Origin of the sequence: Flavobacterium sp. ALD4 (genome assembly GCF_002836475.1) — a bacterium.
Classification (GTDB): domain Bacteria; phylum Bacteroidota; class Bacteroidia; order Flavobacteriales; family Flavobacteriaceae; genus Flavobacterium.
In genome coordinates this window covers 1-17,528 of sequence record NZ_PJBJ01000030.1, presented here as the reverse complement: position 1 = coordinate 17,528, position 17,528 = coordinate 1, and the positions used below count along the sequence as shown (strand labels likewise).

Sequence of the window (17,528 nt, the reverse complement as noted above, 5' to 3'; positions counted from 1 at the left end):
GATCCTTTAAAATACAAACTCTAGTGTAGTATAAAATGTCCTTGTGTCCGAGGGGATTATTCCTGGTCCTGGATATCCGGTAGCTCTTCTCGTGAAATAGCTATTGTTGGTAAAGTTAGTTACACCCGCTTCCAGTTTCCATTTTTTCCACTTGTATGAGGCTGAAAAATCGGCTACATAATAAGAAGGAATTTCTCCAAATATCCCGTAGGTATTGTCGTTGTTATCTATTTTGCTGTTGCTAGCTTCTGTAAATTGAGAGGAGACATATGTAAGTTGCAGACTAGACATAAAGTTTTTATAGCCAATTCCCGTTCCTGTTTTAATGTTAAAAAGAGGTACAAATTCCACTTTTTTGCCTTCTATATTAGGAGCATCTGATTTTAAATATTGTGAGTCGGTTAATGCAATGTTAGAGAAGATATTCCAGATAAAGTTTTCTTTTTGTTCAAAAAAAGTTCTGTTTAAACTCCAGTCAAACATGGTTTCAAAACCATAGGTGACTGCCGTACCAATATTCGAACGGTAACGAACTACAGCAGCAGATCCATTTGGGTTACGGGTTTCATACTCCCCAATCTTATCATTGTAATATAAACCGTAGACACTAGCGTCAAAGGTTACTTTGTCTCCCAATTGTCCACGTATACCAATGTCTGAAGTAAATCCTTTTTCATCGGATATGTTGGGGTCAATTACGCTACTTGGACTAACGGTACGGATATCATTAAAAGTCACTGAACGGTAATTTTGAGACACATTTCCGTATAACTCAATTTGGTTCTGCGGTTTGTAGCTCAATCCAACACCTAATAATACAAAATTCCTGTCTTTGACATTATTCTCTTGCTGGTTTTCATCAAGGATTACATTTCCGGCTAAGTCCAGGTTTATTTTTCGGTAATACCCTTCTGCTTGGGTGCGTATTTTTTCAAATCTAAAACCGGGGGTAATAGAAAAGTTTGAAGTGATTTTGAAAATATTCTCTCCAAAAACAGCAAAATTTAAGTTTGGGAACGTATAATCCGATTGATTGGCATAAAAAGGGAATTCGTTGTTAGCCAAATTAAAATTGGCATCACTACCCGAGCTTCCTGGCCCTTGCAGTCCGGTGTTTTGCGATTGGTAGTATTTGGCTCCAATTAAAAAGGCGCTTCTGTTGTCATTTATGTTGTATCGTTTTAAATAACGGGCTTCGGCTCCCCAGTTCACAAAATCCCCTACAATTAAATCCCTAATAGTTCTCTCTGTATCAGGACTTGAAACACGGTTTGAGCGATATCCTATCGATTTTCTATTAGCATTTAAGCCAAATAACTGTAAAGAGAAATCAGCATCGTTATTGAATTTATGCTCTAATTTTAAGGCAAATAAATTCCAATCTACTGCAAACCAGTTTCTAGATCTATTGCTCTGTGTCGGGTTTTGGTTGAACATGACATCCGTTAATCCGCCTGCCTGTTGTGCTAGGTAATTAAAATAAGTATAATCAAAATGCAAAGAAGTTTTGTCATTCAATTGATAGTTCAAATTGGCAAAATAATTTTTGCTTTCAAAATCGGAGTTGGGTCTAAAACCATTTCCTTGTTTGTAATTGTAAAAACTGTAGTAACTGAATTTTTTGTTTGTTCCACTAACAGATGTGAAATTGGTAAACAAACCGTAAGAACCTATGGTGTTTCTAGATGTAAATTCAAAAGGTTTTTTAGTCGGTGATTTTATCTTAAAGTTCACTAATCCTCCAAATTGTGTACCGTATTGCAAAGAGGCGGCTCCACGAATTACTTGTATTTCTTCTAAAGCTTCGGTAGGAGTGGCATAATAACTTTCAGGATACCCTAAAACATCGGCGCTAATATCGTAACCGTTTTGACGAGTATTAAAATTTGAAGTTCTGTTAGGGTCTAAGCCGCGGCCGCCTATGCTGAGTTGCAATCCCCCATCGGAACTTTCGTTAATTGTCAGCCCAACTACTTGAGCAAATATTTGTCGGGCATTATTGGTTGCTTTATTAGCTGTCAATTTATTTACAGATACGACTTCGGTCTTTTTACCAGCGTAGATTGCAGTTCCTTCAATATCTTTCAGTTTATGGAGCGCAAATATTTTAGCATTTTGCTTCCTAATGATTACTTCAGATAGGTTTATGATTTTCTTCAGCGCAATCGTTAGGGTGCTGCCGGTTGTAATGTTGTTTTGTTCTACAATGGAGTAGCCTTCTTTGAAGAAAACAAAATCGAAGCTTCCTGATTTTTTTAAATCAAATTCAAAAGCGCCAGCAGCATCGGTAAATACTTTGATGTTGGTTGTCTTATTGTAGACTTCTACAGTCGTTAATTTTTGTCCGTCTCCATCGGTAATCACACCTGCAATTTTATTTTGGGCTATACTACCTAAAGAAAACAATAAGAGAAAGAAGACACTAAAACCCCTTAATTGTGTCGTTGAAAGGCAGTATCCAAGTTTTGTGTTTGAAATTTTCATTTTCGTTTATTAGGTTCGTTTTTGGGTCTATGTATTTTTGGCTTAATCTTCCGTTCAGCGCTACGTAGCTTTCTACGTAAACTTCTGGATTAGTAAATCCTTGTTTTTTGTAATGTTCATGTAAATAATGGGCATATTCCAAAATGAAATCAGGCTGGAACGCCATTTGTTTTTCTTGAAATGTAGTCAAAAAGTGACTGTTGTTGATGGTGATTTCTTTCTTAGTAAGAGCATCTTTAACTTTAAATGTTGCATATCCCGCTTTTTCCATCAACATAACGCGCCAAGAGAATCGGAAACCTTCTTCGGTCCAAAACAACTCATTTGGGTAGCATAAATAGCGAAATGGAAACAATAGCTGAAACGCAATAAAGCAGCTTATAAATAGTATTTTGGTTTTATATACCGAGTTATAGTGTTGTACTTTTTCTTTTCCGTTTTCGAATAATAATAAGGGAATAGAACAACATTTTCCTAAAAGAGATAAGGCGCTTTTATGGAAACTGGCATCAAAGAAAATTAAGGAGCTGATAATCATTATATAAGGGAACACTCCAATTGGGAATAATATTTTAGTTAAAATATGAAATACAACAACTAAGATAAAACCGAATAGGCGGGTTCTTTTGTAAAGTAATAAAAAAACAATGCCAAGATCGTAGATGGCTCCAGTCCAGCTAAAAACATAATGTACCCAGTTTTCATTTAATAATGTGCCTATTAATGGCAGATTAGAATTGTTGGGTAACCAAACTTTAAGAGGCATCGCTTCCAATAGCCAGTCCGAGTTCAGTTTTGCTAAACCAGCATAGAAATAGACAATAGCCAGTAGTAATTTTAGAATATCAATATTCCATCGTGGTATTTTCTGGAATCGTATTTTTTCCTTGGTATATGCGTCGACCGAAAAATAACAGTTTGCTGGTAAAAACACCAATACAAAACTGATTATAGTGATGAAATAATAATGATTCAGATAGGTGGTTTTGTCCATAAGTTCTATGTAGGTAAAACTCAAGAAAAAGGCAAAAGCCGCCCATTTGTATTTGTACCCTATTGCGATAAAAAAAGCAGCAAGTCCGGCAATGATAAAAAGTAAATAGGTATAGTTTCCTATGGGTTTTACCCATTGAAATCCATAATAAGTAAAATGAAATTGCGGATCAATATAAAACTTCTTAATCCATCCGTAACTGGCAAAACGAATTAAACTAAACAACATCATTAAGCCAAACGCTAGCCTGAAAAAAGCTAGCGTCGAGGCATGTGAATAGGTATTCAGATATTTTTGGATTTGCTTATTCATAATCAATCACCATCGCTATCAATGTAGTCAATAGTAATGTTCAAAGCTTGCATCATGTCTAGTTTAGTGTAGATTACATTTTGCTGTAACGCATCGTAAGCTAAGATCATTTTAGCATTATCAGTATTAACTTGGTTTGAAAAATTATTGTTTAGAGTGGCATTCGCAGTAAAAATAGTTGCATATTGTTTGTTTATGATGCTACTGAGTTGCTCTCCGTTACGGATTGTTTTAAGGTAATCAAGATAAGAACCTAAACCTTCGCCAGTTGCTGTACTATTAAAATGTTTTCCGTTGAAGAAATCTTGAGAAGCTTTTACGGCAGTGTTTAATAACTCTTTTGAAAGATCATTTTTATAAAAAGCTTCTACTTTCTCAGGATATTTTACGCCACCTGAGAAAAGTCCTGCAGGAATTCCAAGTTTTCCTGAACGAACATTTTTCTCTAAATTCTTTACAAAGTTATTTGTAGTAGTGTTTACTGAGCTACCTACAGAGGTACCACTATTAGCAATATAACTATTTCTATAGCCTGAATTCCAGTCCGCAACTACAATGTCTGCACTTGATTTTAAGCGCATAACAACATCTGTTAAGTACTTTTTATATTTTGCAGCATTTACATTAGTAGTATAGCGAGTGACGATTAACGCGTCAGTAGTATTTAATCCATTGATCAAATAATCCAAAGCAGGGAAACCTTGCTTGTCAAACTGTGATAATAAGGCCAGATTATATCCACCTGTAGTAACATTAGCCTCTATGCCAGATGCATTAGTAGGGTAGGTGTTAGCAGTCTCTTTTAAGTAAAGCTCCTCTGATTTACCAAAATTGTAAATGGCAACATATTGATACGCTTTATAGGCTTCAATCCATGAGGCTCTTAGCGCTTGAAGGTTAATTTCAGTAGGAGCACTATTGAACGTATTGATGTTCGTAGCTAATACCTCTACTTTAACTTTGTAATTAACATAACTAGGGATAATAATGTTGTCTGCCCAGTTTGTCAAAAGTAAGGTTCTGTTGTAATTATTACCGTCTATGCCAGCTTCGCTACTATCACTTGAAGAACAAGCTACGACAGTAAGTAAAGCACTAAAAAAGATGAATAGTTTCTTCATTTTAAAAAATTTTTTGCAAAAATACAAAATGAATTGTACTTATTTGGATTAATTCTAAATTAATTTACCGTTGCGGCTTGTGTCACTGTAAAGCCAAATTTAGTAGCGATTTGAACTGATATAGTGTCTAATTTTGCTCCAAGGGTGTCAATGTCCCATAGTCCATTTGTCCCACTGACCATATTGGCTAACATAGCATCAACTTCTGCTTTCGTAAAATAAGGGTTGTTTGTACCTGGTTTGTTAGTGTATCGTAATGAAATTATGAAACCGTATGCTTCTGAAAGGGCATGAAAAGCTTTAGCACCTTTATCTGTAGTTAATTTTGATTTTCCTTCTTGAAGATAAAAAACGGCTCTAACTGCTGGTACTAATGCTATTTTGGCTTTAATAATGTCAATTTGTGTATCACGAGTAGCATAATCATTGGCTACAATTGCTGCTCTACCGGTACGAAAAGCTAAGTTGATAACTGCTTTTAAGGTTTTGAAATCAACATCTGCATTTACTTCGTCAATATAATCACTCCAGAATTTTGTACCATCCGCACCATATATGTAACCATATGCTTCATCCCAAGTATGTTCCATTGTAGTATAGGTTTTACTATCTTCCAGAACCTTATTAGTGTTGTTTATTCTATTTGTTCCTTCGTCTAATTTGTTCTTGCTTAAATAGTTATTGACAATTTGATCCATAAAAGAGGCACCCATCATCCCTTTTAAGAAGACTTGTTGTGGTTCTAACCCATTGGCAGCAAATAATCTTTTGCTGGTACCATCAAGATAAGAACCTGTCATACCTGCTGATGCCGTTGCGCCCAGACTGGCTTTATTTGCTAAAGTTAATTGAGTTTCAAAGAACGATTGAACACTCACTTTTTCAAGAGTTGTACCGCCACCAAGGAATAATTGAAAGTAGTCTTTAGAAGCGGCAGTCTTATCTTTTAATTGTTTACCTGTCGTGTTTAAAGCGGTATTCGAAAAAGCGTTGTTGGTGTTAGAGTACATTTGGGTCAAAACTGATTGACTAGCTTGGGTTCCATTAGTAGCAGCAGTTTTGATTATAGTTCCTATTTCTTCAAGCATTAGTAAACGACTGCTTTGTCCTGAAAAGTCCACTGTAGTGTTGCTGCTTCTTTCAAAAGTATAAGTGGCTGGAACAGTATAATTAGTAGTTTGGTCTTGAACGGGCATATCATCATTTGAACAGGAAGTGATTGTTAAGCCTGTTACTAATAACGTGGAGAGTAGCACCTTTTTTAGTATCATAATAATTGTTTATTTAGATTGAATAAGAATAATTTTGCGCAAATATATACTACAGTTTTGTAATTTCAAAATTTTGTTTAGAATATTTCTAAATAATATTATTATAGGTTAAAAGGACCGTGTTGCCTAGTTTGCAGGACAGGGAACTGTAGCAATTTTTAAGCAATTCAAAAAAGAAATAACTAATTGAATATAAATAAGTTACTATCTTACTTAACAAATTATCTGTTTTAAAGTTTTTATGTCAGTTGCTAATTAGGAGGGTTTTTTAAACGGTAAAGTAAAACTAATCGAATTATGATTCGCATTCTTCAAGGGCGAGCTCTTCTTTGTAAACGGTTGTTGTAGAGGGAGATGTTTCTTCAGTGTTGAAATTTGATTCAGAAAGTATTTTGTATTCTTTTTGGAGTTTTTCAATTTCACTTTTCTCTTTCAGTAATCCGATCATGGTGGTATTTTTTCGGCAAATTTACGCGATACTCTGATAAAATGAGCAATAAAAATTGTTAAGATTGGGATTTCAAATTAAAGTGCTATTTTTACAAAAAAAAGACGTGCTTAATTATACCATTTACGAAAATCAGAACAGTACCAAATGGGTAACGTTTGTTCATGGTGCAGGGGGAAGCTCATCGATATGGTTCAAACAAGTCAGGGATTTTCAAAAACGGTATAATGTGCTGTTATTGGATTTGCGCGGTCATGGGAATTCTAAGTCGCTAAAAACGGCCTTCAAACAAAAATATACTTTTTCGGCTCTTGCCAATGATATTCTGGAGGTATTAGATTTTCTTAAAATTGAAAAATCACATTTTGTAGGCATTTCGCTGGGTACGATTCTTATCAGACAACTAGCTGAAATGTATCCGCATAGGGCGGAAAGCATGATACTTGGTGGTGCAATCTTAAAAATGAATTTTCGTTCCCAGATATTAATGCGTTTGGGTAATACGTTCAAGTATGTTTTGCCATATTTGGTTTTATACCGATTTTTCGCCTTTGTGATCATGCCCAAAAAAAACCACAAGCAATCTCGTATTCTTTTTATAAATGAGGCGAAAAAATTGTATCACAAAGAATTTTTAAAATGGTTCAAACTGACAGCTGAAATTAATCCTATTCTTAAGTGGTTTCGCCAGAGCGAGTTAAATATTCCTACGCTTTATGTTATGGGTGAAGAAGATTATATGTTTTTACCATCAGTGAGAAAAGTGGTCGACAGTCATTATAAGTCATCAAAACTGTTTGTTGTTGCAAACTGTGGTCACGTGGTAAATGTGGAACAACCCAATGTTTTTAACGATGCGGTTCTTTCTTTTATGTATGAAACTAAATAAGAACTGCCGGTATCCTAAAATACCGGCAGTTCTTTAACTAACCAAAACCAAATAATAAATAACCAGTTTATTACTCAGCAAAGATGATACATATCTCAGGCATTTGTTGTTAAGGTTTTGTTATTAGTTTGTTGCATATAAGTTAAGTTTTTTAACTTTATTATGTTGTAGCCTAATTCCTGTTGCTCTCAGCTGTAGCGATTTTTAGCGTTATAACATGCCCCCTCTTCTAAATTATTTTATTTCAATTTTCAATTAAGTTTAATTGATGGTTATTTGTTTTTAAAACATAAAAACCATCAGTTTCATTACCGTGTATAAACATATTTTTTAAATAGAAATTATAAATACTTTAATTATGATATTATATAAAAAGTTGACAACGGCATTAGAAATATCCTTTGCGGAAAATGAAAAGTTTTAGTCTGCTGGTTTACGCGGGCCGTTATGCTCCTGATCTGGTGTTGCAAGGTCGTTTGTTGTGCTATCTGGATGCGCAACGCTATCGACTAGGAACAAATCAGTAGTAAATTCCGGTAAATCGCTATCCTTTTGTAGTTAATATTTACCAATGGGATGGGCAGATGCATGTAGATGGAAATGGCAGTGAATATCCAAATTACTATTGCAACAGTTTTGACGAGATGGAAATTGACCAAAAACACAAAGAGCTGTCAGTACTATTAAATAGTCATTTTGCAGGTTGGTATGACAGAAATTGCGAAGGGAGAATGACTATTATTCCCAGCCTGGAAATTTATTTGAAATCAGGACCGCAGAAGCAAAACAAAACACCATAAATAATATTGTTGGAGCCATGTCTGGTATTGAAGGCCCTAAAAAGGACAAAATAATTAATAAACAGCTTTCCCATTGGTACAGAGTAGATGGCCGTTTAGGATCGGGTGCCTCTGCCGGATTAGACTTTGAAGTAGACCTCGATCAACGATAGTGTTTTTTAAATGATATACTATGAATATACAGGAGCTCGAATTATTGACAAATGATATGGAGAAGACAGCCGTTTTTTATGGCGAGGTCATCGGTCTGCCAATTATTTCACAATCCGAATCCAGTATTGCATTTGCTGCAGGTGCAACAAAATTGATATTTAGACGGTCTAAAGAGGAAGCTCCCGTCTACCACTTTGCTTTTGATATTCCTAAAAATACGCTGTTTGAAGCCTATGCTTGGATGGAAAGAAAAACGGTTATTTTAGAAGTTATTCCGCCTGAAAAAATAGCGGATTTTTACAACTGGAATGCGAAGTCTTTATATTTTTATGATAAAAACGGAAATGTACTAGAATTTATCACCCGATATAATCTTGATACTAAATCGGACAAAAAATTTGATGGTAACTCGATTGTTTCTGTCAGTGAAATTGGTTTAGTTTCTCAAAATATAGCTCTACTCAGTGATGAAATTTACGATAGGTTTGGAGTTTCAGTATTTCCAATGCAGCCCAAACTGGATAAATTCATTGTTTTAGGAACAGAGACGGGACTTTTTACTCTATCTGACGAGGGGAGGGATTGGTATCCCACAACTGTAAAAGCGATGCCTTTCTGGAAAAAGATAACTTTTAGCAACAAGGACAAAATATATGTATGGGAGACTAATAATTAAGAGGTGGTGTTTTAATAGAACACCACCGTTTTATTGGAATAGACCATCACTTTTCTTTCTGCATGCAGTTTTATGGCTCTTGCCAAAACAATGCGCTCTAAATCTTTTCCTTTCATGATGAAATCATCCACAGAATTGATATGGGAAACTCTGGTGATGTCTTGCTCGATAATTGGGCCTTCATCTAGTTCTGCAGTAACGTAATGACTGGTGGCACCAATGATTTTCACCCCTCTTTTAAAAGCGGAATGATAGGGTTTAGCCCCCGGAAAAGCAGGTAAAAAGGAATGGTGAATATTGATGATTTTATTTTCGTACAGCGAAATCAAATCCGGTGTTATGATCTGCATGTAACGGGCTAAAACAATAAAATTGATTTCGTATTTCTGGAGTAATTCAATTTGTTGCTTTTCTCCTTCGGCTTTGTTGTCCTTAGTGAAAGGAACATGAAAAAACGGAATATTGAATTGATCAGCGATGAGTTTTAGATCGATGTGATTGGAGATAATCAAAGGTATTTCCACATTTAATTCTCCGGCACTGTAACGCCCTAAAATATCATACAAACAATGATTGTATTTGGATACAAACAATGCCATTTTAGGTACTACCTCCTTGTTATAGAGATCCCAAGACATGTTAAAATCAGTGGCGATGGTTTGCTGAAAATCAGCTCTTATGGATGCTAGGGTAATAGATGGATTAGTGAGTTCACTTTCCAGTCGCATAAAGAATACATTTCGTTCCAAATCAACATGCTGATCTAAATAGGTGATATTCCCTTCTACTTTTACTATAAAATTCGTCACGGTAGCTATAATTCCTTTTTGGTCTTCGCAATGAATAAGTAGGGTGATTTTTTGCATTATAGTTGGTTCTTTTGGTGTTTTAAATGGTCGGATATTGTAATTTTCAATTCTTTTTTTGGATAACAAAAAAAGTTTAGTTTTAATTTTCCTATTTCATACAATGGATGAAAGCAAAACCAAAACTAAACCATTTTAGCTAAAGCAGACCGGTAAAGGATGTTTTATATCTCTGTTTACCGCTATTTTTTTGTGTAATTTTTAAATAGCATGGATGCAAGAAAAAAGAATTACATCTTCTTGTCCTGCAAAGCAAAAACTCTTTGTAATAAAACAGAGGTTCTGGAACTAAGATTTGTTCTGATATTCTTTTCTTCGACAGCCACCATTTTAAAAACCCCATTCAGTGCTTGGTTCGTTACATAGTCTGTTAAATCAGGGTTTACCTTGTTTACCAGCGGAATGCTATTGTATTTAGTGATGATGTTCGTCCACACTTTATCAGCACCCACTTTAGTGAATGAATTTTTTATTACAGGATTAAACTTCCCGTATAAAGCGGTAGAAGTACTGTTTTGTAAATAGCTTGTTGCTGCACTTTCGTTCCCCATCAAGATTCCTCTGGCATCTGCAAATGACATGTTAGTCACCGCATCCACAAATATAGGAGTCGCTTCCTTCACTGCTTCTTCTGCCGCACGATTTAGCACTCTAAGACCTTCATCAGCTAGAGAGCTAAGACCAATGCTTCTTAGTCCGGCATCTACTTTCCTTAATTCTTCCGGCAAAAGAATCTTTACCGCTTCATTCTTGTAAAAACCATCTGTAGCAGTAAGCTTTGTTACCTGTTTAGAAATACCGTTGTTCAAGGCTTCTTTTAACCCTCCGGAAATATTAAGAAGTCCGGTACCGTCCGTTTGTGGGAACTGATTCATTACCTGTTGCATCTCAGCGCAACCAAAAAGAGAAAAAGCCATTGTTAAAATCAAAAATTTTTTCATGTTCGTCGTTATATTGGTTTACTTCAGCTGCGTTGCCATTCGGCTTGATTCAAAAATACTACTTATTCAAATATAAAGCCACTAATTGTTTTTGTAGCATAAACTTCATTTTTTATTTAAGAGGCAGTAGTCCCGCTGTGCGCTATATCTTCGCCAAAAAAGCGAAGGATGTCGCTTCCATCGGGGCTAGAGGAGAAGATTATTGCTTTTTTATCAACATCTGCAAGGAACATCGGGCAATCATTAAAAAAATTTGTAAATTGCGGCAGTATAATTATCATATTCTCAAAATGAATCCACAAACACCCTATATTCCTAAGAATAAAGTAAGAATTGTTACTGCAGCCGCTCTTTTTGACGGTCACGATGCAGCCATAAATATCATGAGGCGAATTATCCAATCTACAGGTGTTGAGGTAATCCATCTTGGTCATGATCGCAGTGTCGACGAAGTAGTGAATACCGCTATTCAAGAAGATGCAAATGCGATTGCTTTGACGTCCTATCAAGGAGGTCATATGGAGTATTTTAAATACATGTATGACTTGCTTGTAGAAAAAGGAGCAGGCCACATTAAGATATTTGGAGGTGGAGGAGGAGTGATCTTGCCTTATGAAATTGAAGAATTGCAAGCTTATGGAATTACCCGGATTTACGCACCAGATGATGGTCGTTCAATGGGATTACAAGGAATGATAAATGACTTGGTTGAACGTTCAGATTATCCTGTAGGGGATAAACTGACAAATGAAGTAGCACAGTTAGCCTCAAAAAATCCTACAGCTATTGCCAGAGTTATTTCTGCGGCAGAGAATTTTCCCGAAATAGCGAAACCTGCGATGGAGGCTATTCATAAAATGAACGAAACCTGCAAAACACCAGTTCTTGGAATTACAGGAACAGGGGGTTCAGGAAAATCCTCTTTAGTGGATGAGTTGGTTCGTCGTTTTCTGGTCGATTTTCCAGAAAAAACAATTGGTTTGATTTCTGTGGATCCATCAAAACGAAAAACAGGAGGAGCTCTTTTAGGAGACAGAATTCGTATGAATGCGATTAACAGTCCAAGAGTTTTTATGCGTTCTCTGGCAACACGTCAATCTAATTTGGCTTTATCAAAATATGTAGCCGATGCGATCCAGGTGATAAAAGCAGCTAAGTATGATATTATCATTTTAGAAACTTCTGGCATTGGTCAATCAGATACGGAGATAATGGACCATTCAGATGTTTCATTATATGTAATGACACCTGAGTTTGGTGCCGCAACCCAGTTGGAAAAAATCGACATGCTTGATTTTGCGGATCTAGTGGCTTTAAATAAATTTGACAAACGCGGGGCTTTAGATGCCATTCGCGACGTGAAAAAACAATACCAACGCAACCATAACCTATGGGATGTGAATCCTGATGATATGCCCGTTTTTGGGACCATTGCTTCACAGTTCAATGATCCGGGGATGAATACGCTTTACAAAGCGATTATGGATAAGGTGGATGAGAAAACAAATTCTGATTTGAAATCAACATTTGAAATCACTCGTGAAATGAGCGAGAAAATTTACGTTATTCCGCCACACAGAACACGTTATTTATCTGAAATTGCCGAAAGCAATCGTCATTACGATGAAACGGCTATGACTCAGGAACAAGTAGCTCAAAAATTATATGGTGTTTTCAAAACAATAGAAACAGTTTCAGCAAAAGTTCCCGTTATCACAAAATCAGGAATAGATGATGCTTCTGTATTGCCAACTGCCATTGAATCTGAAAAAGAAGGAGCTGCTGAAAATAAAATTTTTCTAAATCTGCTATTGAATCAGTTCGATAAAGTAAAAATGGACTTAGATCCCTACAACTGGGAAATTATATTGACTTGGAATGAAAAAATAAATAAATACAAAGATCCCGTATATACGTTCAAAGTACGTGATAGAGAAATAAAAATGCCAACGCATACGGAGTCACTTTCTCATTCTCAAATCCCTAAAATTGCTTTACCAAAGTACAAAGCTTGGGGAGATATTCTACGCTGGTGCTTGCAGGAAAATGTTCCTGGAGAATATCCTTTCACTGCTGGTTTATATCCTTTCAAGAGAGCGGGAGAAGATCCTTCTCGTATGTTTGCAGGTGAGGGAGGACCGGAAAGAACAAACAAACGTTTTCATTACGTAAGTGCTGAATTACCTGCAAAACGATTGTCAACGGCTTTTGACAGTGTGACTTTATATGGAAATGATCCTCATACACGTCCTGATATTTATGGAAAAATAGGGAATGCAGGAGTTTCTATTTGTTGTTTGGATGACGCTAAAAAATTGTATTCTGGTTTTGATTTGGTTCATGCCTTGACATCAGTGAGTATGACCATCAACGGACCGGCACCTATGCTATTAGGCTTTTTTATGAATGCTGCCATTGATCAACAATGTGAATATTATATTAAGGAGAACGGTTTAGAAAAGGAAGTTGATGTAAAAATCAATGCGATTTATAAAGCAAAAGGAGTAGAGCGCCCTCAGTATCAAGGCGATTTACCAGTCGGAAATAATGGATTAGGATTGAAGCTTTTAGGTGTGACCGGAGATCAGGTCTTACCTTTAGACGTTTATAATGAAATTAAAGCGCGAACCTTGTCACAAGTTCGTGGAACGGTTCAAGCAGATATTTTAAAAGAAGATCAGGCACAAAACACTTGTATTTTCTCTACTGAATTTGCCTTGCGTTTAATGGGTGATGTGCAGGAATATTTCATTACTAATAACGTAAGGAACTTTTATTCGGTTTCTATATCAGGGTATCACATAGCTGAGGCAGGTGCAAATCCAATTACACAACTGGCGTTCACACTTTCAAACGGATTCACTTATGTAGAGTACTATTTGAGTCGCGGAATGAGCATCAATGATTTTGGACCTAACTTATCTTTCTTTTTCTCGAATGGAGTAGATCCTGAATATGCAGTTATTGGTCGTGTAGCACGTAAAATTTGGGCGAAAGCCATGAAAAACAAATATGGGGCTAATGAACGTGCTCAAATGTTGAAATACCATATTCAAACATCAGGTCGTTCTTTGCACGCACAAGAAATTGACTTCAATGATATCCGTACGACTTTACAAGCCTTGTACGCGATTTATGACAACTGTAATTCATTGCATACAAATGCCTATGATGAAGCGATTACAACGCCTACAGAGGAGTCCGTGCGTCGTGCGATGGCGATTCAGTTGATTATCAATAAAGAATTAGGTCTGGCTAAAAATGAAAATCCAATTCAAGGAGCTTTTATCATCGAAGAATTAACTGATTTGGTTGAAGCAGCCGTATTATTGGAATTTGACAGAATAACTGAACGTGGTGGCGTTCTGGGTGCTATGGAAACCATGTACCAACGTTCTAAAATTCAAGAAGAAAGCCTGTATTATGAAACGTTGAAACACACAGGGGAATTCCCAATCATCGGAGTGAATACGTTCTTGAGTTCGAAAGGATCCCCGACGGTTATTCCGGCTGAGGTGATTCGAGCTACTGAAAAAGAGAAATTATACCAAATCACGATGTTGGATAACTTGCACAAAGCAAATCATGACCAAGTCGACGAAATGTTGAGTGCTATTCAAGAAGCAGCTATTAATAACGAAAACTTATTCGATCACTTAATGGAAGCAACTAAGGTTTGTTCTTTGGGACAAATCACTGCTGCATTATTTGAAGTGGGTGGTCAATATCGAAGAAATATGTAATAAGAGAACCACTTTTTTGCCTGGCAAAAAAGTGTGTGAATCTCTTATCCCGATGTCTGTCTGGATTTCTTATCAAAGAGCCTTCCATTTATGGGAGGTTTTTTCATTTATGCTATGCGAAACAACCGAGATCTCTTATCAAAAAGCCTTCCATTTTATGGGAGGTTTTTTCATTTATGCTACGCGAAACAATCGGGATCTCTTAGCAAAAAACCTCCCATTTGCGGGAGGTTTTTTCATTTATACTATGCGCTACTATTAAGGTAGCATACATCCACTATTTTAAAGCACGATACCGGTTAAAAAGAAAATATAAGACCAATACCTTGATAAGAAGTATTCTTAAATGAATAGTAAAACTATGCTGAGGGTTAACATTTAATTTGTAATATAAAAGCTAATAATCTATTTGTCAGCACTTTAACAAGTTTAAAGGTGTTAATGTATTTTTTTTGTAATCGGTTTCTTTATCGACCCTGTTTTTTATCGGCTATTAAAGAACCTTGTCTATTAGAGGGTCTGATTTTCTTCTTTTTTTTGATTAATAGCTAACTTTATTTAACAGTAAGAAGCACTTTATTTTATTAATAAAGCTCTTAGTGCTAAAAAGGGATTTTTTTAATTTGACAATTTTCCTTTTATGATTCTTGACTTCATTATCAATTTTGAAGGATGTTATTTTTTTGAGGCTGCCCCAAGCTTTTCTTTATCAATTCTCCTACTTTAATTTTAATTATTGAGCTTTTAGAAGTTCAATAGAAGAGTTTTGTTAGCGGCAAAATTTCCTTCAACTGACGGTCCACTTCATATTTTTTATGAAGGTGTTTTTTTTTAATAGTTTCTTCCCTGAGTCTATAAACAACCTGTATAACATGTTTTATGAAGTAAAAATACTATTATTATGAAAAAGATTACAATTTTATCAAAGCTAAAAGTCTGGCAACAGTATTGTCAAACTTTTTCCTGCCGTTTTAAAGCAGGTTTTTCAGGTTTTTTTGAGACGAGTAGGTTTACTAAGAGACTCGTTTTCTATGCAACGCTGCTGCTTTTAGGTATTGTTTTTACGACTAATACTTACGGGCAGCTTGTCGGGGAGGGTGCCGTAAAGGCTAATTTTGGTGTGGAGGCGGATGCCTATGCCAACTTTATAGGATTCTCCATTATATCACCTAATTATACACCACCACCACCACCAGGTCCTGGGACTGATTTTTTGAATACGGATGACTGGTTTGAGAAAAAATCTGGGCTACCTGTTTTTTGGCCTGGTTCCGGAAAAGGAGTGATAGATCAAAGTAACCTTGGGATATTGGCCTCTGACCCAGCTGGAACAGTTCCATATGATCTGGGAAATATTATGCAAAACATAATGGATAACAACAACTATTCCTTTGAAAAAAGGCAGTCGTTAACTGCTGCGGATTCTGGAAGTAATCCAGATGTTAAGGATGTTATTGCCGGTTTTCCAGTCGTGGAGACTAATGGCGTAAACTATTTATGGTTAGATGCCGTTTATGGCAGGGACTATAATGTGGTTGGGATTACAGGCGATGCCGCTGATAAAACCTGGTTTACCTCAGGAGCGGATAAGAATGCTGATAATCCTTCCTCGTGGACCCTTGGAGTTGGAGCAGGTGGTCCCCAAAAAGACGATATCATTGATGTGATGGCGCATTTGAGAGGGACAGAGCCGCAAGCTCCCGAAAACCCTGAATTAGACGACAGGCCCTTTGAAGAACTTTGGGCTTTTGCGGCGGCCACGCTGCGATCCACTTCAGGAAGCAAGCATATTGATTTTGAATTCTTCAGAACCTTGGCAACTATCGAAAATAATAAAATTGTGAATACCGGCCCTGTCGAGCAAGGTGGGCGAAACGCATTTACTTTTCGCACTGAAGTAGGACCTCAGGGAGAATTTGTAGGTTCCGTTTTAGATCCAGGATGTATTCTCGTTTCGATTGATTATTCAGGCGGAGGGAGATCACCTGGTGTAGAGATCAGGGTATGGATGGAAGAATCCGTTTTTAATAGTTTCGATAATAACGCTCCTGATAGACCTTTTAATGTTGTGGCTGGAACTTTTGTGAAAGGGACTGATAGCGGGAATTTTGGCTATGTACAGATTGCAGAGAAGGATCCTGGCGTTGCTGGAGACGAAAGTATTTTTGGTAGGGTAAATGTAGAAGGAAGTACCTTAGGCACTCCATGGGGAACCCTGGAAGGGCCGAAAGCCGATTTCTCTAGCGAGTATCTGACCTTGCAACATGTCGAAATTGGCATTAATCTTACCACTTATGGTTTAGACAGACGAGGAAGTGAAAATCCATGTGCCAATGTACTGGGTAGTTTATTGGTTAAGACTCGTAGTTCTGGTGGATCTGTAACGAGTGAGTTGAAAGATTTTTCGGGACCGTACCAGTTTGGGTTTGTTATCCCACCACCAGAACCAGCGGTAAAAAATCTTACAGCTTGTGACGCTGGGTCTGGTACAGCTACTTTTGATCTTAATAATGGTGTTACTAACAATGGAGGAGGTAACATTTCTTTTCATCTTTCCCAAGATGATGCTGAGAAAGGATTAAATGCTTTATTATCTCCAGATGCTTACCCATCAGGCGACGATACGATATATGTTCGTAGCGTTCTTCCGGGGTCATTATGCGCTGCAGTAGTATCATTTGATATTACAGTGAATACGGTTACTTTAGCCGCTTCACACACGAATGTTTCCTGTAATGGTGAAGCAGATGGAACCTTGACAGTAGACAGTTTCAGCGGAACAGGTACACCGACTTTTTATCTTAAAAAAGATGCTGGTGCATTTGTTGAA

13 protein-coding genes are annotated in these 17,528 nt (G+C 36.6%); 6 read left to right on the top strand and 7 right to left on the bottom strand.

Annotation, left to right across the window (positions count from 1 at the left end):
* Positions 1–6: 6 nt before the first annotated feature.
* The 5 genes from CXF59_RS08750 to CXF59_RS15110 form a co-directional block, all read right to left on the bottom strand.
* Positions 7–2,484 (bottom strand): TonB-dependent receptor, encoded by a 2,478-nt coding sequence (locus CXF59_RS08750; RefSeq protein WP_232758800.1) that lies wholly within the window; start codon positions 2,482–2,484, stop codon positions 7–9.
* Positions 2,423–3,790 (bottom strand): HTTM domain-containing protein, encoded by a 1,368-nt coding sequence (locus tag CXF59_RS08745; RefSeq protein ID WP_101137440.1) that lies wholly within the window; start codon positions 3,788–3,790, stop codon positions 2,423–2,425. Before CXF59_RS08745 ends, CXF59_RS08750 begins: the two co-directional genes overlap by 62 nt.
* Positions 3,791–3,792: 2 nt before the next feature.
* Entirely contained in the window at positions 3,793–4,911 is a 1,119-nt protein-coding gene (locus CXF59_RS08740) for an imelysin family protein (protein WP_101137439.1), read from the bottom strand.
* Positions 4,912–4,970: 59 nt separating this feature from the next.
* Positions 4,971–6,182 (bottom strand): DUF4856 domain-containing protein, encoded by a 1,212-nt coding sequence (locus CXF59_RS08735; protein WP_101137438.1) that lies wholly within the window; start codon positions 6,180–6,182, stop codon positions 4,971–4,973.
* A gap of 295 nt (positions 6,183–6,477) precedes the next feature.
* Positions 6,478–6,630, bottom strand: coding sequence for a hypothetical protein (locus tag CXF59_RS15110; protein WP_198554665.1), 153 nt, complete (start codon positions 6,628–6,630; stop codon positions 6,478–6,480).
* Positions 6,631–6,736: 106 nt separating this feature from the next.
* Between CXF59_RS15110 and CXF59_RS08730 the strand changes: the two genes are divergently transcribed.
* The 4 genes from CXF59_RS08730 (at position 6,737) to CXF59_RS08720 (ending at position 9,148) form a co-directional block, all read left to right on the top strand.
* Entirely contained in the window at positions 6,737–7,519 is a 783-nt protein-coding gene (locus tag CXF59_RS08730) for an alpha/beta fold hydrolase (protein ID WP_101138494.1), read from the top strand.
* A 410-nt stretch (positions 7,520–7,929) separates the two neighbouring features.
* Positions 7,930–8,046, top strand: coding sequence for a catalase (locus CXF59_RS15750; protein ID WP_198554664.1), 117 nt, complete (start codon positions 7,930–7,932; stop codon positions 8,044–8,046).
* Positions 8,047–8,237: 191 nt separating this feature from the next.
* Positions 8,238–8,471: a catalase-related domain-containing protein gene (locus tag CXF59_RS14960; protein WP_157824553.1), complete on the top strand. Its 234-nt coding sequence runs from the start codon at positions 8,238–8,240 to the stop codon at positions 8,469–8,471.
* Between the two features lie 20 nt (positions 8,472–8,491).
* Positions 8,492–9,148: a VOC family protein gene (locus CXF59_RS08720; RefSeq protein WP_101137437.1), complete on the top strand. Its 657-nt coding sequence runs from the start codon at positions 8,492–8,494 to the stop codon at positions 9,146–9,148.
* An 11-nt stretch (positions 9,149–9,159) separates the two neighbouring features.
* Here the strand turns inward: CXF59_RS08720 and purU are convergent, their stop codons facing one another.
* On the bottom strand, positions 9,160–10,014 hold the full coding sequence (gene purU / locus CXF59_RS08715) for a formyltetrahydrofolate deformylase (protein WP_101138493.1): 855 nt from the start codon (positions 10,012–10,014) through the stop codon (positions 9,160–9,162).
* Between the two features lie 230 nt (positions 10,015–10,244).
* Positions 10,245–10,955 (bottom strand): DUF4197 domain-containing protein, encoded by a 711-nt coding sequence (locus CXF59_RS08710; RefSeq protein ID WP_101137436.1) that lies wholly within the window; start codon positions 10,953–10,955, stop codon positions 10,245–10,247.
* Between the two features lie 290 nt (positions 10,956–11,245).
* On the opposite strand from CXF59_RS08710, the gene CXF59_RS08705 reads away from it, so the two are divergent.
* Positions 11,246–14,698 carry a methylmalonyl-CoA mutase family protein gene (locus CXF59_RS08705; protein WP_101137435.1) on the top strand — a complete coding sequence of 1,151 codons (3,453 nt, stop codon included), beginning with the start codon at positions 11,246–11,248 and terminating at the stop codon, positions 14,696–14,698.
* A 901-nt stretch (positions 14,699–15,599) separates the two neighbouring features.
* The coding region (locus CXF59_RS08695) for a hypothetical protein (protein ID WP_157824552.1) at positions 15,600–17,528 on the top strand (1,929 nt) is incomplete at its 3' end.

Coding starts and splice junctions, on each gene's coding strand:
- CXF59_RS08750 (WP_232758800.1), bottom strand. CDS start 2,484: ATGAAAATTTCAAACACAAAACTTGGATACTGCCTTTCAACGACACAA.
- CXF59_RS08745 (WP_101137440.1), bottom strand. CDS start 3,790: ATGAATAAGCAAATCCAAAAATATCTGAATACCTATTCACATGCCTCG.
- CXF59_RS08740 (WP_101137439.1), bottom strand. CDS start 4,911: ATGAAGAAACTATTCATCTTTTTTAGTGCTTTACTTACTGTCGTAGCT.
- CXF59_RS08735 (WP_101137438.1), bottom strand. CDS start 6,182: ATGATACTAAAAAAGGTGCTACTCTCCACGTTATTAGTAACAGGCTTA.
- CXF59_RS15110 (WP_198554665.1), bottom strand. CDS start 6,630: ATGATCGGATTACTGAAAGAGAAAAGTGAAATTGAAAAACTCCAAAAA.
- CXF59_RS15750 (WP_198554664.1), top strand. CDS start 7,930: ATGAAAAGTTTTAGTCTGCTGGTTTACGCGGGCCGTTATGCTCCTGAT.
- CXF59_RS08720 (WP_101137437.1), top strand. CDS start 8,492: ATGAATATACAGGAGCTCGAATTATTGACAAATGATATGGAGAAGACA.
- purU (WP_101138493.1), bottom strand. CDS start 10,014: ATGCAAAAAATCACCCTACTTATTCATTGCGAAGACCAAAAAGGAATT.
- CXF59_RS08710 (WP_101137436.1), bottom strand. CDS start 10,955: ATGAAAAAATTTTTGATTTTAACAATGGCTTTTTCTCTTTTTGGTTGC.
- CXF59_RS08705 (WP_101137435.1), top strand. CDS start 11,246: ATGAATCCACAAACACCCTATATTCCTAAGAATAAAGTAAGAATTGTT.